General features: G+C 67.3%; 19 protein-coding genes. 7 read left to right on the forward strand and 12 right to left on the reverse strand.

All coding sequences use genetic code 11. The annotated features are described in order from the left end of the window. Window positions 1-82: 82 nt before the first annotated feature. Both PV772_RS12650 and PV772_RS12655 read right to left on the reverse strand, forming a co-directional pair. The gene (locus tag PV772_RS12650; protein WP_347886352.1) at window positions 83-1,057 is read right to left on the reverse strand and encodes a type IV toxin-antitoxin system AbiEi family antitoxin domain-containing protein; all 975 of its coding nucleotides are present in this window, start codon (window positions 1,055-1,057) and stop codon (window positions 83-85) included. A 215-nt stretch (window positions 1,058-1,272) separates the two neighbouring features. Beyond that, window positions 1,273-1,758, reverse strand: a complete 486-nt coding sequence (locus PV772_RS12655; protein ID WP_347886354.1) for a DUF4188 domain-containing protein — start codon at window positions 1,756-1,758, stop codon at window positions 1,273-1,275. A gap of 66 nt (window positions 1,759-1,824) precedes the next feature. Between PV772_RS12655 and PV772_RS12660 the strand changes: the two genes are divergently transcribed. Further along, window positions 1,825-2,400, forward strand: a complete 576-nt coding sequence (locus PV772_RS12660) for a TetR-like C-terminal domain-containing protein (RefSeq protein ID WP_347886355.1) — start codon at window positions 1,825-1,827, stop codon at window positions 2,398-2,400. An 86-nt stretch (window positions 2,401-2,486) separates the two neighbouring features. On the opposite strand, the gene PV772_RS12665 is transcribed toward PV772_RS12660, so the two are convergent. The 10 genes from PV772_RS12665 to PV772_RS12710 all read right to left on the reverse strand — a co-directional run bounded on the left by PV772_RS12665 (window position 2,487) and on the right by PV772_RS12710 (window position 11,215). After that, window positions 2,487-3,506, reverse strand: a complete 1,020-nt coding sequence (locus PV772_RS12665; protein WP_347886356.1) for a metallophosphoesterase — start codon at window positions 3,504-3,506, stop codon at window positions 2,487-2,489. 209 nt (window positions 3,507-3,715) lie between these two features. Further along, window positions 3,716-4,531: an alpha/beta hydrolase gene (locus tag PV772_RS12670; protein WP_347886357.1), complete on the reverse strand. Its 816-nt coding sequence runs from the start codon at window positions 4,529-4,531 to the stop codon at window positions 3,716-3,718. A 64-nt stretch (window positions 4,532-4,595) separates the two neighbouring features. Continuing rightward, window positions 4,596-5,237: a winged helix-turn-helix transcriptional regulator gene (locus PV772_RS12675; protein WP_141182299.1), complete on the reverse strand. Its 642-nt coding sequence runs from the start codon at window positions 5,235-5,237 to the stop codon at window positions 4,596-4,598. A 5-nt stretch (window positions 5,238-5,242) separates the two neighbouring features. Continuing rightward, window positions 5,243-5,677 (reverse strand): VOC family protein, encoded by a 435-nt coding sequence (locus tag PV772_RS12680; RefSeq protein ID WP_347886358.1) that lies wholly within the window; start codon window positions 5,675-5,677, stop codon window positions 5,243-5,245. Window positions 5,678-6,367: 690 nt separating this feature from the next. Continuing rightward, window positions 6,368-7,363, reverse strand: a complete 996-nt coding sequence (locus PV772_RS12685; protein ID WP_347886359.1) for a HAMP domain-containing sensor histidine kinase — start codon at window positions 7,361-7,363, stop codon at window positions 6,368-6,370. Continuing rightward, entirely contained in the window at window positions 7,360-8,031 is a 672-nt protein-coding gene (locus tag PV772_RS12690) for a response regulator transcription factor (protein ID WP_307359350.1), read from the reverse strand. Before PV772_RS12690 ends, PV772_RS12685 begins: the two co-directional genes overlap by 4 nt. A gap of 4 nt (window positions 8,032-8,035) precedes the next feature. Continuing rightward, window positions 8,036-8,806 (reverse strand): VTT domain-containing protein, encoded by a 771-nt coding sequence (locus PV772_RS12695; RefSeq protein WP_347886360.1) that lies wholly within the window; start codon window positions 8,804-8,806, stop codon window positions 8,036-8,038. Window positions 8,807-8,814: 8 nt separating this feature from the next. Continuing rightward, on the reverse strand, window positions 8,815-9,573 hold the full coding sequence (locus PV772_RS12700; RefSeq protein ID WP_347886361.1) for a phosphatase PAP2 family protein: 759 nt from the start codon (window positions 9,571-9,573) through the stop codon (window positions 8,815-8,817). A 622-nt stretch (window positions 9,574-10,195) separates the two neighbouring features. Continuing rightward, entirely contained in the window at window positions 10,196-11,044 is an 849-nt protein-coding gene (locus tag PV772_RS12705) for a hypothetical protein (protein ID WP_347886362.1), read from the reverse strand. 3 nt (window positions 11,045-11,047) lie between these two features. Then, window positions 11,048-11,215 (reverse strand): hypothetical protein, encoded by a 168-nt coding sequence (locus PV772_RS12710; protein ID WP_347886363.1) that lies wholly within the window; start codon window positions 11,213-11,215, stop codon window positions 11,048-11,050. Window positions 11,216-12,050: 835 nt separating this feature from the next. Between PV772_RS12710 and paaA the strand changes: the two genes are divergently transcribed. Genes paaA through PV772_RS12740 form a run of 6 tightly spaced genes read left to right on the forward strand, consistent with a single transcriptional unit; the run spans window position 12,051 to window position 16,847 of the window. Further along, window positions 12,051-13,043, forward strand: a complete 993-nt coding sequence (gene paaA / locus PV772_RS12715) for a 1,2-phenylacetyl-CoA epoxidase subunit PaaA (protein WP_347886364.1) — start codon at window positions 12,051-12,053, stop codon at window positions 13,041-13,043. Then, window positions 13,040-13,417 (forward strand): 1,2-phenylacetyl-CoA epoxidase subunit PaaB, encoded by a 378-nt coding sequence (gene paaB / locus PV772_RS12720; RefSeq protein WP_347886365.1) that lies wholly within the window; start codon window positions 13,040-13,042, stop codon window positions 13,415-13,417. The genes paaA and paaB overlap by 4 nt, the downstream gene beginning before the upstream one ends. After that, the gene (paaC, locus tag PV772_RS12725; RefSeq protein ID WP_347886366.1) at window positions 13,414-14,274 is read left to right on the forward strand and encodes a 1,2-phenylacetyl-CoA epoxidase subunit PaaC; all 861 of its coding nucleotides are present in this window, start codon (window positions 13,414-13,416) and stop codon (window positions 14,272-14,274) included. The genes paaB and paaC overlap by 4 nt, the downstream gene beginning before the upstream one ends. Window positions 14,275-14,276: 2 nt before the next feature. Continuing rightward, on the forward strand, window positions 14,277-14,798 hold the full coding sequence (gene paaD, locus PV772_RS12730; protein ID WP_347886391.1) for a 1,2-phenylacetyl-CoA epoxidase subunit PaaD: 522 nt from the start codon (window positions 14,277-14,279) through the stop codon (window positions 14,796-14,798). Between the two features lie 9 nt (window positions 14,799-14,807). Next, window positions 14,808-16,034 (forward strand): 1,2-phenylacetyl-CoA epoxidase subunit PaaE, encoded by a 1,227-nt coding sequence (gene paaE / locus PV772_RS12735; protein WP_141159554.1) that lies wholly within the window; start codon window positions 14,808-14,810, stop codon window positions 16,032-16,034. Window positions 16,035-16,058: 24 nt separating this feature from the next. Next, window positions 16,059-16,847 (forward strand): enoyl-CoA hydratase-related protein, encoded by a 789-nt coding sequence (locus tag PV772_RS12740; RefSeq protein WP_347886367.1) that lies wholly within the window; start codon window positions 16,059-16,061, stop codon window positions 16,845-16,847. Window positions 16,848-16,950: the final 103 nt, after the last annotated feature.

Here is a 16,950-nt window from a genome sequence, read left to right on the forward strand (position 1 = left end):
GGACACCGCTGCTGAGGTTCAGTCCCGACGCGCAAATTCCTGAACGCCACCCACATAAGCGCCGCGCGCGGCAGATGGTGCGTCACAAGGGATTTTGCGGGTCGAGAACAGCGGAACGCGTACGACGCCGGCCCACCCCCGCCGCCGCGAGCTTCCGTTCCAGCGTTCCAGCCGCAGCGAGCTCCGCCCAGTCCCACCGCTCCACGCGGAATCCCAAAGAACGAAGTCGGTTTTCGCGTTTCTTCTCAGCCAGGACTGCCTCGGATGTGGTCCTGCCCTTGAGGAACTCGGGTTTGACGTACTTCTCCTCACCGTCGAACTCGCCAATGATCCGCGACTCCTTCCAGTAGAAATCCGAGTACCCCACCAGGCCGGCGGCGTCCGTGAAGCGCTGCTGGAGGAGTGGGGGTTCGAAGCCGGCCACGTGGATCAGTGCGCGGCTCCAGGATTCGCCGGCCGAAGCAGACGCGGGATCGGCAAAAGCGATGGCGGCCCGGATCCGTCGCGCCGCCGCAGCGGAGTAGATGTTCCCGATGCCCGCCTCCAGTTCAGCCTTGGTCAGGGCAGGCAATTGACGGGCCAGGTCCGGCCGGAGCACGTGGTCCAGCGGTGCCATGGCTTCGGCGAAGGGGCTGAATGCGGCCAGGTCCAGGACAGTCCGGACGCGGTCGGTGACCAGCAGCCCCTCCACGCAGCACGCCCTCAGGCCCGACCGGGCAGCGAAGTGGCGGCTGACTCCGGCACGTGACCTCCCGCCGTCGTTCTTCAACGTGAGGGCCTGAACCGGGTGGTTCTGGCCGATGAACGGGATGTCCCACACGCTGGCTGAGGAGTGTCTGGCGAAAATTGTGGTTTTCTCAAACGTTTCCGCGGCGGCCTGGACCCTGACGCGGTACTGCTGCCAAGGCTTCAGGTCCCGCCACGCTGGTCCGTCGACATACACGCCGTGCCGGACCCGCACGAGGGTGCCGGACCGCACGCGCTTGGCCAGATCGTTGGCGCTGAGCCCGTGCAGAATGCGGTCCCGCGAAAGCAGGAACGGCGGGAGTTCGGTCATGTATCAACGGTGGCGTGCAGAGCGCATCACCGGAACGGCAGTCCGGGGTTATGTGGATAAGCGGCTTACCCTGTTGGCCAGTCGTACCGTCCCCCATCAGGGACGCGCATTTGCCCCGCTGACGCGCACGCTCCATGTGGGCCGCGGGAGGGAGCGCCCGCGTCGAGGATGAATCCGCGCGTCGAAAACCCGAGCCGGAGCGGCTGCTTTCTCCCCTAGGCGCCGGCGCGGCCCATCCGCTGCTTGGCGGTGTTGGTTCCTGCGCCGATTGGGACATGTGTCGTTGCCTTGGCGAGCCCAAAGACCGGCATTCCGCTGTAGACGACCTCGATGCCGGTGGCCGGCACCTGGTATGTCTCGTGCCAAACGCCGACGTCTCCGCTCCCGGCAAGCTCCTTCATGAAGCGGCGCCAGGGCTCAAGATGAGGGGCGTCCCGGTCCGCCGCAAACTTCCGCAGGTGCTCCGGACTCTCCCAGTAGCTGACCAACATGGTGGTGCGCCCCGCCCACTGGTGGTAGCCGAGCATTCCCGCTTCGGGGACCGTGGCCAGGTGCTGGAGCATGCGCCCCATGGCGGCACCGACCCTGCCTACGGTTCCGATCTTCCACCACCGGTTGGCCCGCATGCCGATCAGGAAGACCGTTACGGATTCCCGTGCGGGGTCGGCGGTGTACCGGCCCGGAAATACCTTCTGCGCCATGGGAACTCCCTCGCTTGATCGTTTCATAACACTGTTACAAAACAAGGTTATGAAACAATGGGGTCCATGGCAAGACCTGTTGTGCATAACGATTCCCTGAGGCGGGACCTGTTGGACGTCACCGCCGAGTTGGTGGACCGCAGTGGTCCCGCGCGGCTGACGCTGCGGGACGTGGCCGCCGCGGCAAGGACGTCCACCACGGCTGTGTACTCACTGTTCGGCGGAAAAGCCCAGCTCCTGACAGCAGTGGTGGAGGACGGGTTCCGCTCCTTCGGCGATTCGCAGCGGGCAGCAGCCGGCGGCGGCCTCCAGGGGCTCGGGGACGCCTACCGGGCCTGGGCACTCCAGCACCCGGCCCTCTACCGCCTGATGTTCGGCGGCGCTTTGGCCGCGTACGTCGATTGCCAGCCAGACCCCGACGCGGCCATGGATGCCATGCAGCCACTGAAGGACGCGGTCGCTTCTGCACAGTCCGCCGGCACCCTGCGTGAGGCACCCGTGGACCTGATCGCGGCCGCCATCTGGGGCCAGGTCCACGGCCTTGTGAGTCTTGAGTTGGCGCAGGTTGGACCGCCCGGGGCCGATTGGGCCGGGGTGTACATGCAGGCCCTGGACGCCGTCGGGCGCGGATGGGCTGCCTGACGGTTCCGGTCGTCAGCGCCCGCAGCTCCAGATCCAACCAGGGAAAGCACGACGGCGGGGCGCGCCAGTAAGAGCCGCGGCATGGATTATTTGGTGACGCTGAAGGAATCTGTGAAGGAGTATCCGGCCGCGGGCACGAATTTCACGTCCATCCGCGAGCCTGTCACCTGGACGTCCAGCGTCCCGAGCGCCGGGTCTGCGTTGCTGCCGGACCAAGCAGTGAAGTAGGGCTTTTCCTCGTCCTTGGTGTTGATGGCCCTGATGTTCCTGCCACCCAACCCGGAAGTGACGAACACAGTGCCCTTGCCCTTGATGAGTGAGTCATCCGTATCAGCCATGCATTCCTTCCTGGCTGATATTTGGCGGCAGCTAACACTCGTGGCCAGCTGATTGGTCCGTTGGTAAACGTGTTCGTGGCCGTTCAGGACCAGATCCACCTTCTTCCGGATCAGCATGTCGGTCAGCTCGCGCCCGGCGTCGCAGCTATAGCGCCCGATGCTGAAGCAAGGGGTGTGCATGCCCACCACAGTCCAAGGAATCTTCGCGTCCCGGGCGCCGTCGATAGCGCCCTCGGTCCACTGCCAGCGGGCACTGCCCTCTGAGTAGTCCAGTTCATCACCGTCTTTGAATGGAATCCCCGGAGAGACCAAAATCAGCCTGACAAGGGGTTCTTCCTGGGGCAGGTCCACGTACCACTGCTTGGCATACTCACCCTGGAGACCCTGCAGCTTGTTCGGCAGGCACTGCGCGAAGTTCTCAATGTCGCCTTGCAGGCCGTCGCTTTCGTGATTGCCGGCGACGAGCTGATATGGAAAGTACGGGCCAAGCTTGTTGGTGACCATGTCACAGAACTCCTGCTCCGGAACGTCGGAATAGGACATGTCGCCGAGGTGGAGGTTGAAATCGGGACCAAGGTCTTTAATGGTGTCGAGCACGGACTCGGCGCCCTCTTCGATGCCGGTGTCGCCGGCGGCAGTGAAATGCACGGTCCTGGCGTCTGTGATTCTTGGAATATCCGGCGCCGGCGGTTTCGACTCGCACCCGGCGATACCGGTACACACCAGCAGTGCCAGGAGAATCGACGCTGAACCCTTTCGTGCCGGCATGCGGTCCTCCCTTTTGCGGCGCTCCTCTGCCTGATGCGCCCCTCCGGCTGTGCTTTGGCCGGGTGAAACCAACCTATTGAGCCGCCGCGGACGGATCAATAGGGATTCCCGCAGGATTATCCGCCGCATGCGGCCCAAGCCGCCCCGAGAGGAGGGCGGCGCGGCGCAGGCAGGCGTCAAGGAGGCGAGCACGACGTCGGCCGGCTGGCTCAGGCGGTGAAAAAGCCCCTGAGCTGGGTGGCGATGGCGGCGGCGGAAACCTGGTGGGTCTGGCCGTCGAGGACGCGGTGCTCGCTGCCGGGAACGGCGGCCGCGATGGTCTGTTGCCCCTGCGCCATGGGGTCTGCGGCTTTTCCGCCCACCATGACCAGGGTGGGCACGGTGATGGTGCGGAGCCGGTCCACGGGGGCCACGAAGTTGTTGGTCACCCAGGTTTCGTAGGGCAACGTGTTCGCCGCCGCCGTCTGCTTCTTCCACACCCCCGGCATGAGGCGCAGCATGTAAGGAAGGAACGCCGGCGCCCCCACCATCTTGACCAGGAAGTAGGACACGGCGCTGCCGCGCTTGCCGTCCCGCAGCAGGGCCTCGAGGTGTTCGCGGTGGCTCCCCGGTGTCCCGTCGGCGCCCTGGACACCGGTGTAGGGCGCCTCATACGTGGCCAGGCCGCGCATTGGAACTCCCGCCGCGGCAGCCTCGAGGGCCAGCGCGGCGCCCGAAGAGATCCCGTAGACATAAGGATTCCCGCCGGCCTCGTTCAGCACGGCCTGGAGGTCCTCGATTTCCCGCTCGGTAGCGTACGGCAGGGTCTCGCCGCTGTCCCCGCGCCCGCGCCGGTCGTAAAAGTACACCGTGAAGGCATCCTTCAGTTCATTCGCCAGGGCGCGGGAGGGCCCGAAGTTGCGGCCGCAGAAGGCTCCGTCCACCAGGACCAGGCTGGGTCCCGTCCCCATCCGCTCCACGCTGAGGGAGGTGCCGTCGGGCGACAGAACGCTGACGACGGTGCCGGTTTCCTGGGTCTTGGTCATCGCAATGCTCCATTCAGAGGCGGTTCATGTAGGTGCATCAAGGGTGTCGGGTCAGGCTAGCGGGTTAGGCCGCCAGATGGAACGTGTCCGCGAAGCGGTGCAGGAGGTTCCCTTGTCCGCTCAGCACCTGGACCACGCCGCTCTCGATGGCGCGGTCGGGGGCGAGTTCGCCGGCGATAAGCCGCCGGATGCCCGGTCCGCTGGCGAACGCGAGGTCGGCCGCGCCGTCGCCACGCCGGACGTCCAGGCTGGGGCCATCCACCCGGATCAGGAGCTCGGTGGAACCGAAGTGCGCCGCGTAGGCGGTGGCCGGCAGGGTGGCGGCCACGTCCGGCCGGAAGGTGGTGCGCAGGTCCATGGTCATTGAGTCGGGGGTGATGATTTGCTCCTCGCGGGGATCGCCCATGGCCTTGAAACCCCAGGCGCCCAGGGCGAGGATCACGGGTTCAAGCTCGCGGCCGTACGGCGTCAGTTCGTAGACGATCACCCGGGAGCGGGGAGCCCGCCGGATGACGCCGGCGGCCTGGAGCTCCTTGAGCCGCGCGGCCAGGATGTTGGTGGGGATGCGGGGGAGCCCGGCGGCGAGCTCCCCGTAGCGGCGCGGCCCCACCAGCAGGTCGCGGACAATCAGGAGGGCCCACCGCTCGCCAACGATCTCCATGGCCTGCGTAATCCCGGAGTACTGCCCGTAGTCGCGTGCGGCCATGGACCTCAGGCCTGCTGGTTCATGAAGGCTTCGGGTCCCTGTTGCGCGGCCGCCGGGTCCATGTAGCCGAATTCCAGGATGTTGCCGTCCGGGTCCGTGAGCTGGCGCTGGTACATGAAGCCGTAGTCGGAGGCGGGCTGCGCTTCGGAGCCGCCGGCCGCGAAGCCGTTGGCCACGGTGGAGTCCACTGCATCCCGGCTGTCCAGGAAGATCGCGGTGGTGGCCGATACCGTGGCGGATGGGTCGCCGATGGGACGCTCGCTGAAGGTCTGGAAGTACTCGCGGACCAGGAGCATGAAGTAACTGTGGTCTTCCTCCACCACCACGCAGGCCGCGTTGTGGTCCGTGAAGAGGGGGTTGATGGTGAACCCTACCGCCGTGTAGAACGCCTTGGCGCGCTCCAGGTCGGTCACCGGCAGGTTGACGAACATTGCGGTCATCATGGTCTCTTTTCCAAGGGGTTGGTGCGGATAAGGCTGATACTTGCAAAAAACAAGTGGACCGTCAATACCCGAGTTATCCGCCCGAGCTTCGCACCGATGCGGAAACCCGCTCCCGACACGCTTACTCCCTCCCGACGCGCATATTCCATGACGCGACTCGAATGTGGGCCGCGGAGGGGAAGGTGCGCGTCGAAATCGCATTGCCGGCTTGAGGAAGGGGAGTGCGTGTCGAGGATGGATGTGCGGGTCGGAAATGTCGGCCGGACAATGATGGCGACGCGGAGGGGAAGGGGCGGGTCGGAAATGTCGGCCGGACAATGATGGCGACGCGGATACTCCCCGCCGACGCGCATATTCCATGACGCGACTCGAATGTGGGCCGCTGAGGGGAAGGTGCGCGTCGAAAACAGTGGTGCGCGTCGATAAGGAGGGCGGGCCGCGGAGGGCAAGGTGCGGGTCGGAAATGTCGGCCGGACAATGATGGCGGCGCGGATACTCCCCGCCGACGCGCATATTCTTCCGCGCGACTCGAATGTGGGCTGCGGAGGGGAAGGTGCGCGTCGCTAAGGAGGGTGGGCCGCGGAGGGGAAGGTGCGCGTCGAAAACGGCAGCGTACGACGGCGGCACGCGGCCCACGCAGTGCGGCCCACGTACGACGGCGGCCCGCACCTCAGCGGTCAGCCCCGGTCAGTCCGGTGCCAGGGGGAGCGCCAGGGGGAGCGCCAGCCGCATGGTGGTTCCCCCGGGCCCGGTGCGGGCCACCTCTACGGTCCCGCCGGCCGCCGTCGCGATGTCGCGGACCAGGGCCAGGCCAATGCCGAAGCTTCGGCGGCCCCCGTCCCCGTCCAGTCCCGGGGCGCGGACAAACCGGTCAAAAATCCGGCCCGGGTCCACGCCGGTAATCCCGGAGCCGGTATCCGCCACCAGGATCACCGCCCGGGACCCTTCAACAGAGCAACTGATGGCCACCCGGCCGCCGGAAGGAGTGTGGGCCAGCGCGTTGTCCGCCAGTGCCAGGACCGCCCGCCGCAACGAACCGGAATCCACCCGGACCATCGCCGGGCCGCCACTGGAGAACTCCACGGAAACCCCCTGTTGCCGGGCCAGGTCCTGCAGGCTTTCGCTGACGGACCGGGCAGCAGAGGCAGCATCGGCAGGCTCCGCGCCGGCGGAAGGTGCGGACGCCGTCGCGGCCAGGAGCAACTCGTTGACGATCCCCGTCAGCGTGGCGGTGTCCTCCCGGATCCGCGCGAGGGCCTGCGCGGATTCTGACCCCGGCTCGGCTTTGCGCTGGGCCAGCTGGATGCGGGTGTCCAGGATGGCCAGGGGTGTGCGAAGTTCGTGGCTCGCGTCCTGGACAAAGCGCCGCTGCCGGGCCAGGGCCTCGCCGAGGGGCCGGATGGCGCTGCGCGCGCTGACCCACCCCACCACGCCGGCCAGCACAATTCCCGCCAGCCCGGCCAGGATCATCCCCTCGATCAGGTCCCTCGAGTCCAGGTACGTGTAGGCCGGGGAGGAGGGCGCCGAGGGGTGCGCCAGCTTGTTCATCAGGAACACGGTGGCGGCGGCGAGCAGCACCAGCACCAGGACGGCCACCCCGGCACTGATCCGCAGGGCCACCTTGAGCGACGCGCGGCGGAGGGTTTCCCGGTCCGGATCAGCAGGGGAAGGGGCTGCGGTCATGACGGGTCGCCGATCTGGTAGCCCACGCCGTGGACGGTGCGGATCACGGTCCGGGAAATCTTCCGGCGCAGGTGGTGGACGTAGGTGTCGATCACGCCGGGCTGGTCCGTGGACTGGAAGTGCGCGGCGAGCAGTTCATCGCGGGTGAACACCCTGCCGGGCTCGGCCGCGAGCGCCGCCAGGACTTCGGCTTCCTTGGCGGTCAGCGTCACCAGGCCCCCGTACAGGGAGCGGACAGCGCGCGACGCCGGGTCGAACTCCCAGGTGCCGATCCCCACCGGTCCCGCGGGGGTACTGAAGGTCCGGGTCAGGGCGCGCAGGCGCGCAGCCAGCTCGCCGGCGTCGAACGGTTTGGCCATGTAGTCGTTGGCTCCGGCGTCCAGCCCGCGGACCTTCTCGTCGGTTTCGCCCAGCGCCGTGAGGACCAAAATGGGGGTGCCGATGCCCTTGGACCGGAGCGCTGCGATGACGCCCAGGCCGTCCAGGATGGGCAGTCCGCGGTCAATAACCATCACGTCCCAGGGCTGCGTGAGCCCCAGGTGCAGGGCCTCCTGCCCGGTGACCGCCAGCCGGACCCGGTAGTCCGGTTCCAGCAGTTCGGTGATGAGCGGGCCCAGGGCGGGGTCGTCCTCGGCGAGCAGCAGGGAGAGCCGGTCCGCAGGTGTCATGCGGCTATTCTGTCGTGCCGCCGTCCCGGCCGGAGGTGCTGGCTGCCGTGTCGAGCGATGGCGCAGGGTCGGCTCCAAGGTCCGTGCCGTCGTCGTCCGTTGCCTGCTCCGCTGCGGCGCGGCGGTTCCTGCGCCGGTGCTTGAGGTACTCGATGCCCCACGGCACCACGGACACCAGCACCATGAGGATGGCGATCACGTCGATGTTCCTGGCGATGACCTCGTAGTGTCCCAGCCAGGTGCCCAGCAGTGTCACGGACGTGGCCCATGCCAGCGCGCCCACGATGTTCCACAGGGTGAATGCCTTGTGTCCGTAGCGGGCGGTTCCGGCGGTCAGCGGCGCGAAGGTCCTGATGATGGGTACGAAGCGGGCCAGGACGATCGCGGCGCCGCCGTGCCGGTGGAAGAAGTTCTCGGTGGCGGTGAGGTGGGCGGTCTTGAGCACCTTGGCGTCGTCCTTGAACCAACGGCGGCCGAATTTGCGGCCCAGGAGGAAGCCCACCTGGTCGCCGGCCACCGCGGCGGCCGTGACCACGCCGATCAGGACGGGCAGGGTGAGGTTCAGTTGCTGGTGCAGGAGCCCGGCGGTGAACAGCAGCGAGTCGCCGGGCAGGAACGGGAACAGGACGCCGGATTCGATGAAGACCATCACGGCGATGACTCCCAGCGCGGCGGGGCCGAATCCTTCCAGGAGGCTGGCCGGGTCCAGCAGGGACGGGGAACCGCTGGCGGTGGCGACGCCGGAAATGGCGTGGGCGGCGAGGATGGTGTGCACGGGGGTCCTTAGTGTCGGCTGGCAGGGGCGGTAAGCGCTGCGGGCAGGCGGTCCAGGAGCCGGGGGCCAAAGCGGTTCCAGAGTCCGGCGAGCAGGACCACCGCGGCGCCTGCCGCCAGGAAGGAGGCAATCACATCGGTGGGGTAGTGCACCCCTACATATACCCGCGACCACGCAACAATCACGGGCAAGGCGGCGCCGGCTGCGGCCACGGGCTTGGACCAGCGGGTGCCGCGGCTCAGGAAGTACACCGCGAAGGCCAGGGCAACGGCGAAGGAAACATGGCCGCTGGGGAAGCTGTTGGAGCCGGTTTCCGGGGCCAAGGGATCGTAGAGCAGGCCGGGGTTGGGCCGCTGCCGGGCGATGATGAGCTTGAAGACTTCGCTGGCCACCCAGCCGGAGCAAGCCGTGAGCCCGAACGCGATGGCCTTCGGGAAGTCGCGGCGCACCAGCCAGAGGACCAGGGCGATCGCCGCGATGATGCACACGCCCGCCACGGGAGCGAACAGGACGTTGATCGCCATGGCTATGGCGGTCAGCGCGGCCACGTGGTGCTGGCTGAGGTCCTGGTCCACGTGCAGTTCGGCCGTGGTTTCGCCGGGCGTCAGCTGCACGGTCAGGCCCAGGGCGACGACGGCGGCACACAGCAGCACGCCCAGCAGCACCCAGTGGCGGGGCTGGGGGAGCGCGGGGAACTGGGTGCCGGCAGCTTTGGGAGTTCCGGGGGCGGCTGCAGTCTCTTGGCGGTCACGGGCTGGCTGGTACACGGAAGTCCTTCGGGGGTCCGGCGGTGGACAGGGTTCTGTCCTGGTCTCTGGTTCGATCGTCCCGCACCGTTCCTAAGAAAGGCTTAAGAAACGTGCTCCGCCGGTGGGCACTGGGCCCCGGCCCTGGTCCTGGCGACGCGCATATTCCCTTCCGCGGCGCAGGTTCCGTGGCGAACCGGATATACGGGGTGCGGAGAGGAACCTGCGCGTCGAAATCGCAGCCGCGCGTCGAAATCGGCACCTGCGCGTCGGAACCGCAGCCGCGCGTCGAAATCGGCAGGAACGCACGACGACGGCCCGCACCCTGGGCGGCCACGGCACCAATTCCGGCCCTGGTCCTGGCGACGCGCATATTCCTCTCCGCGGCGCAGGTTCCCTGGCGAACCGGATATACGGGGTGCGGAGAGGAACCTGCGCGTCGAAACTGCAGCCGCGCGTCGAAATCGGCAGGAACGCACGACGACGGCCCGCACCTTGGGCGGCCACGGCACCAATTCCGGCCCTGTCGCTGGCGACGCGCAAATTCCCCTCCGCGGCGCAGGTTCCGTGGCGAACCGGATATACGGGGTGCGGAGAGGAACCTGCGCGTCGAAATTGCAGCCGCGCGTCGAAAAAGCCGGGATCAGTTGGCCACCGTGAACGGAACCACCGTCACCTCGGAATTCGTGGACCCCAGCTTGTTGTCCCGGCACGACGTGCGGAGATGCAGCTTGTGCAAGCCGTTGGCCAGGGTCCTGGTGTCGATCGCGATGGGCGCCGAACCGAAGGACGCCCGCCCGTAGGGGCCGGCGGAATCCCACAGGACGGTTCCGGGGTTGGGCGGATCGGCATGGAAGTCGGGGTCGATCGAGATGAAGGAGTGCGTTGCCGGGAGTGATCCGTTGGGATGGGTGGTCAAGCCAACGGCGGGCGACCAGACACCGGACACCGGGGCGTCCGGAATGGGGACGCTGCGGACCGAGGCCTCGCAGTACCCGGAATGGGTGTACCAGCCCTTGCCGCGCAGGAACGGGTACCGGGCGGCATCGGACCGGGACTTTCCGTTCTGGATATTGGTTTGCCAGTTGAGGCTTGCCCGCATCTCGTTGCCGTTCGGCTCCGGCACGAACGCGCGGAGGTGGACCTCCTGCAGGCCCGAATGACTGAATGCCGAGAGGGGCCGCGAGAATGTCAGCCAGCGCTCGCAGGTTCCACTGCACACAAAGTCGCCGCCGCCCGTGCTGGACGGGCCGGGGCAGGCGAAGTCGGCCGCCGCCGCCCGCAGGTAGCACTTCTGGACCGCGGTTTCGCCGCCGGACGTGAGGAACACCATCGAGACGTAGTTTGCCGTGCCGGGGTTGTCGTGGAGGACCACCCGCACATTCACGGTGAAGTTGCCGGAACTGATGGTCTCGCGCTCGGGAATACAGGCCCCCAGGTGGACGTGGCCGTTGTTGGTGACGGAGTTGTTGGCCTGGTCGGCGTCCGGCATCCACTAGGACTGGGCGTCCACGAATTGCCGGGTTTCCGCGTAGGACGTGCCGTCGGCGGGAGGTGCCCCGATGCACGGTCCGGCTGCGGCCCGGGCGGCGCTGGCGCCCAGGGCGGGCACGGCTACGCCCGTCAAAGCAACGGCAATAAGCAGGGCCAGGAACCGTCTCATGACGATCCACCTTCCAACGGTGTCTGTCGCTATACGGGGTGGCGCACCCGCACTGTGATGTCTGTCAGGGCCAAATAAGGCGTGGTCATTGTATGCCCGGGATCAGAGGCAGACCAGAGTTGACATAGTGCTGGCGCCCCCCGCGGGGAGGGATTAGGCCGCAATGCACGACGACGGCCCCTCCCGACCCCCGGCCCCTCCCGCCCCGCCCGCGACGCGCATATTCCCTTCCGCGCCGCACATTCCTATTCGCGCCGCAAATTCGAGGGTCGCAAAGGAAAGTGCGCGTCGAGAATGGCAGGGTGCGTCGTCGGCGCTCCGCGTGGCTGCGCCGCTCCCGCAGAGGACGACGACGGCCCGCGCCATGTGCAGGACGTGATGGGTCGTTGGGGAAAAGGTGGCAGGACGTGATGGGTCGTTGGGGAAAAGGTGGCAGGACGTGATGGGGCGTTGGGGAAAAGGTGGCAGGACGTGATGGGGCGTTGGGGAAAAGGTGGCAGGACGTGATGGGGCGTTGGGGAAAACGTGGCAGGACGTGATGGGGCGTTGGGGAAAACGTGGCAGGACGTGATGGGGCGTTGGGGGAAAGGTGGCTGGACGTGATGGGGCGTTGGGGGAAAGGTGGCAGGACGTGATGGGGCGTTGGGGAAAAGGTGGCAGGACGTGATGGGGCGTTGGGGCGCCGCTTATGCGGCCGACGGCCGGTCATGCGATGGGGTGGCCCGTCGAAAAAGAGGGCGGCACGCTTGACGCCCGCGCGCGCTCCCGCATATCCTGAACGAACGGTCGGTAAATAATTCCGAGACGCCCGACAGGTCTTTGCATAGGAGCAACCATGGCAGCGCAGAACTTGCAGTCAGTGCCGGCTGAGCTAACCCCGGAAGAGGACGCCGCAGGCCAGGCCCACTTTGACCGGATCATCGCGGAGGACTCGCGGATCGAGCCCCGCGACTGGATGCCGGCGGCCTACCGCAAGACCCTCCTGCGCCAGGTCTCCCAGCACGCGCACTCCGAAATCATCGGCATGCAGCCGGAGGCCAACTGGATTTCCCGCGCCCCCAGCCTGAAGCGCAAGGCCATCCTCATGGCCAAGGTCCAGGACGAGGCCGGCCACGGCCTCTACCTCTACTCGGCCGCCGAAACCCTGGGCCAGTCCAGGGACAAGATGATGGACGACCTCATCGCCGGCAAGGCCCGCTACTCCAGCATCTTCAACTACCCGGCCCGCACGTGGGCGGACATGGGCGCCATCGGCTGGCTGGTGGACGGCGCAGCCATCTGCAACCAGGTCCCGCTGTGCCGGGCCTCGTACGGCCCCTACGGCCGCGCCATGGTGCGCGTCTGCAAGGAAGAGTCCTTCCACCAGCGCCAGGGCTTCGAGATCCTCCTTGAACTCTCCAACGGCACGCCGGAGCAGAAGCAGATGGCGCAGGACGCCGTGAACCGCTGGTACGCCCCGGCCCTGATGATGTTCGGCCCGCCGGATGACGATTCCCCCAACTCCAAGCAGTCCATGGCCTGGAACATCAAGCGGTTCAGCAATGACGAGCTCCGCAGCCGCTTCGTGGGCATGATGGTGGAGCAGGTCAAGGTCCTGGGCCTCACCCTCCCCGATGACCAGATCCGCTTCAACGAGGACACCAAGAAGTGGGAGCACGGGCCGCTGGACTGGGACGAGTTCCACGAGGTCCTGGCCGGCCGCGGCCCCTGCAACGCCCAGCGCCTTGAGCGCCGGAGGTCAGCGCACGACGACGGCGCCTGGGTCCGCGAGGCAGCAGCCGCCTACGCAGCAAAACAGTCAAAGAAGACGAAGGAATACGCAGCATGAGCCCGCACGGCAACCCGGAAACCCCCGCCAGCTCGGCCACCGAGATCAACCGCGAAGCCCCCAAAGTTTCCCCGGCCCCTGACCACCATGACCGCTCCAGCTGGGGCCTCTGGGAGGTCTTCGTCCGGTCCAGCCGCGGCCTGAGCCACGTCCATGCCGGCTCCCTGCACGCCCCGGACGCCGCCATGGCCCTCCGGAACGCACGCGACCTCTACACCCGCCGCAACGAGGGCGTCTCCATCTGGGTTGTCCCGGCCGACGCCATCGCCGCCAGCGATCCCGATTCCAAGGGTTCCTTCTTCGAGTCGCCCCAGGGCAAGGACTACCGGCACGCCACGTACTACACCAAGAGCGAGGGAGTGAAGCACCTGTGAGCGAAGCCAACGCATCCGCCACCCGCATCACCCCCGGCAACGCCCTCCGTCCGGAGGACATCGCGCTCGAGGTCAAGACCGGCCTCGCGAAGCCCAGCGAAGATGTCGCCGAGTACGCCCTCCGCCTGGGCGACGACGCCCTGATCCTCGCCCAGCGCCTGGGCCACTGGATCTCCCGCGCACCCGAACTGGAGGAGGACATCGCCCTGGGCAACATCGCCCTGGACCAGCTGGGCCACGCCCGCAGCTTCCTCACCTACGCCGGCGCCGGCATGCCCAACGAGGACGGCACCCCCAAGTCGGAGGACGACTTGGCCTACTTCCGCCGCGAGCACGAGTTCCGCAGTGTGCAGCTGTTCGAGCAGCCCAACGGGGACTTCGCGGCCACCATCGCCCGCCAGTTCGTGGTGAGCTACTACCAGTACGAGCTCTACCGCCGCCTCACCGAATCCACGGACGCAACCCTGGCCGCCATCGCCGCCAAGGCCGTGAAGGAAGTGGACTACCACCGCGACCACAGCGCCCAGTGGGTCCTGCGCCTGGCCGGCGGCACCGACGAATCCCGCCAGCGGATGATCCACGGCCTCCGCACCATGTGGCCGTACGTTGCGGAACTCTTCCGCGACGACGAACTGACCGAACGGCTCGCCCAGGCGGGTGCCGGCGTCGCGCCTTCCAGCCTGCGTGAAGACTTTGACCGCCTCACCGCCGAGGTCCTCAACGAGGCCGGGCTGGAGGTCCCGGACGTGCCCGCAGCCCCGGGCGGCGGCCGGCAGGGCAAGCACTCGGAGTACCTGGGCTACATCCTCGCGGAGATGCAGGTCCTGGCCCGCGAGCATCCCGGAGCGAGCTGGTGACCGTGTACATCTCGGACTTCGAATCCCGCACCCGCACTCCGCAGCAGGATGCGTGGGACATCGCGGCCACCGTGGTGGACCCGGAGATCCCGGTGCTCACCATCGCGGACCTGGGCATCCTGCGGGACGTGCAGGTCACGGACAACAAAGTCACCGTCACCATCACGCCCACGTACTCGGGCTGCCCGGCCATGGACGCCATCCGGGACGACCTCTACACCGCCTTCGCCAAGGAGGGCTACCAGGACGTGCACGTGGACCTGGTCCTCTCCCCGGCGTGGACCACTGACTGGATGACCGAGGCCGGCAAGCAGAAGCTGCAGGAGTACGGCATCGCCCCGCCTTCCGGTAACTCCCGGGCCGGCGGCCACTCGGGCCCCATCCGGCTGAGCCTGGCCGTGAAGTGCCCGCAGTGCAACAGCCTCAACACCAAGGAACTCACCCGCTTCGGTTCCACGTCCTGCAAGGCCCTCTATGTGTGCCAGGACTGCAAGGAACCGTTCGACTACTTCAAAGTCCTGTAAGGAAGCCCCATGCCTGTTGTCCGCCAGACCGCCGCCGAAGAGGCTGAGGTGACCGGCCGCCGTCGTCCGTCCTTCCACACGCTGGCCGTGAAGGAGGTGCGCCGGCTCACCGACGATGCCATCGAGGTCGCCTTCCATGTGCCCGCGGAGCTCGCCGGCAAGTTCGACTACCTGCCCGGCCAGTACGTGGCCCTGCGCACCACGCTGCCGGATGAGAGCGGCGAGCCCAAGGAAATCCGCCGCAGCTACTCCATCTGCGCTGAGCCGCGCAGCTTCGCCGACGGCACCAGCGAGATCCGCGTGGCCATCAAGAAGGACCTGGGCGGGCTGTTCTCCACTTGGGCCAACGCCGAGCTGAAGGCCGGGGACACCCTGGACGTGATGAGCCCCATGGGCGCGTTCGTGTCCAAGCACGGCCGCGACGGCGTGGCCGTGGACCAGAACGTCATGAACTCCATGAACCACCCGGAGGACCTGGCCGGGGAGGCCGGGAACTTCGTGGCCATCGCGGCCGGGTCCGGCATCACCCCGGTGATCGCCATCGCCCGGACGCTGCTGGCCGCCAACCCGGACACCCGGTTCGACCTTATCTACGCCAACAAGGCCGCCATGGACGTGATGTTCCTGGAGGAGCTGGCGGACCTGAAGGACAAGTACCCGCAGCGGCTCGCCATCCACCACGTGCTGAGCCGCGAGCAGCGGATCGCGCCGCTGCTCTCCGGCCGGATCGACGCCGAGAAGCTGCAGCAGCTGCTGGGCACCGCCCTGCACGCTGACGATGTGGACGAGTGGTTCCTGTGCGGGCCGTTCGAACTGGTCCAGCTGTGCCGAGACACCCTGGCCGAGCGCGGGGTGAAGCCGGAGAACGTCCGGTTCGAGCTGTTCACGTCCGGCAAGCCGGACCGCCCGGAGGGCCAGGCCGGCCGCCCTGTCATAGTGGACGAGTCCAAGGAAACGTACAAGATCACCTTCAAGCTGGACGGCCTGCAGGGTGAGGTGGCAAGCCCCACGCACGCCCGCGAGTCGATCCTCAACGCCGCGCTGCGGGTCCGCCCGGACGTCCCGTTCGCGTGCGCCGGGGGAGTGTGCGGCACCTGCCGGGCCAAGGTGGTCACCGGCACCGTGACCATGGACGAGAACTACGCGCTGGAACAGGATGAGCTGGACAAGGGCTACGTCCTGACCTGCCAGAGCCACCCCACCAGCAAGGAAGTCACGGTCGACTTCGACGTCTAATCCGTTTTCACCAGAAGGAGCCCCATGATTTCCCTTTCCATCAGCAACGGCATCGCCGAGGTAGTGCTGGACGCGCCGCACAAGCTGAACTCGCTCGATGAGCACGCGCTGCGGGATTTAGCACAGGCGTACGACGACGCTGCTGCCGCCGCCTCACGCGGTGAGGTGCGGGCGCTGCTGCTGAGGGGAGAGGGACGCGCCTTCTGCGCGGGCCGGGACATCGCTGGGGTCACCCCGGAGAGCGACGACGCCGCCGCGTACCTGGGCGGGCTGGTGGAGCCGTTGCTGAAGAAGATGGCGTCCTTCCCCGCGCCGACGTTCGCTGCCGCGCAGGGGGCGTGCCTGGGCGTGGGGCTGGGGCTGCTGCTGGCCACGGACGTGGTGTACGTGGCGGAGAACGCGAAGTTCGGCTCGCCGTTCGCCAAGCTGGGGGCCACGCTGGATTCGGGCGGGCACTGGTACTTCACGGAGCGGCTGGGCATGCACCGGACGCTTGACCTGATCTACACGGCGGACCTGATCTCTGGCGCCGAGGCGGTGGCGCAGGGCATGTTCAGCCGCGCCATGCCTGCGGCCGGCCTGCTGGAGTCGACGCGGGAGATTGTCTCGCGGGTTGCTGGCGGCGCCACCGGGGCGTTCGTTGCGTCGAAGGAGCTGGTGGCGCACATCCGGGACCAGCGCCTGGGCCTGTGGCAGGCCATGCAGGAGGAGAATGAGGAGCAGGCGCGCCTTTGCAAAACCGAGGACTACGCGGAGGGCTTCCGGGCGTTCCAGGAGAAGCGCGAACCGAAGTTCACGGGCTCCATTAGCTAATCGAGTTTGATCAAGAGGCCTTGCAGAATTCTTGAGTAAACCTTTCAAGGCCGTTTCAGAAAACTTTATTTGCGTTCGTAAGAGTAGGCGAAGCCGGGCAAAC

It is taken from the genome of Pseudarthrobacter sp. CC12, assembly GCF_039907755.1.
Classification (GTDB): domain Bacteria; phylum Actinomycetota; class Actinomycetes; order Actinomycetales; family Micrococcaceae; genus Arthrobacter; species Arthrobacter niigatensis.

Coding starts and splice junctions, on each gene's coding strand:
- PV772_RS12675 (WP_141182299.1), bottom strand. CDS start 5,237: ATGGCCGCACGCGACTACGGGCAGTACTCCGGGATTACGCAGGCCATG.
- PV772_RS12740 (WP_347886367.1), top strand. CDS start 16,059: ATGATTTCCCTTTCCATCAGCAACGGCATCGCCGAGGTAGTGCTGGAC.
- PV772_RS12655 (WP_347886354.1), bottom strand. CDS start 1,758: ATGGCGCAGAAGGTATTTCCGGGCCGGTACACCGCCGACCCCGCACGG.
- PV772_RS12665 (WP_347886356.1), bottom strand. CDS start 3,506: ATGCCGGCACGAAAGGGTTCAGCGTCGATTCTCCTGGCACTGCTGGTG.
- PV772_RS12685 (WP_347886359.1), bottom strand. CDS start 7,363: ATGACCGCAGCCCCTTCCCCTGCTGATCCGGACCGGGAAACCCTCCGC.
- PV772_RS12660 (WP_347886355.1), top strand. CDS start 1,825: ATGGCAAGACCTGTTGTGCATAACGATTCCCTGAGGCGGGACCTGTTG.
- paaE (WP_141159554.1), top strand. CDS start 14,808: ATGCCTGTTGTCCGCCAGACCGCCGCCGAAGAGGCTGAGGTGACCGGC.
- PV772_RS12690 (WP_307359350.1), bottom strand. CDS start 8,031: ATGACACCTGCGGACCGGCTCTCCCTGCTGCTCGCCGAGGACGACCCC.
- PV772_RS12705 (WP_347886362.1), bottom strand. CDS start 11,044: ATGCCGGACGCCGACCAGGCCAACAACTCCGTCACCAACAACGGCCAC.
- PV772_RS12650 (WP_347886352.1), bottom strand. CDS start 1,057: ATGACCGAACTCCCGCCGTTCCTGCTTTCGCGGGACCGCATTCTGCAC.
- paaA (WP_347886364.1), top strand. CDS start 12,051: ATGGCAGCGCAGAACTTGCAGTCAGTGCCGGCTGAGCTAACCCCGGAA.
- PV772_RS12710 (WP_347886363.1), bottom strand. CDS start 11,215: ATGAGACGGTTCCTGGCCCTGCTTATTGCCGTTGCTTTGACGGGCGTA.
- PV772_RS12670 (WP_347886357.1), bottom strand. CDS start 4,531: ATGACCAAGACCCAGGAAACCGGCACCGTCGTCAGCGTTCTGTCGCCC.
- paaB (WP_347886365.1), top strand. CDS start 13,040: ATGAGCCCGCACGGCAACCCGGAAACCCCCGCCAGCTCGGCCACCGAG.
- PV772_RS12680 (WP_347886358.1), bottom strand. CDS start 5,677: ATGACCGCAATGTTCGTCAACCTGCCGGTGACCGACCTGGAGCGCGCC.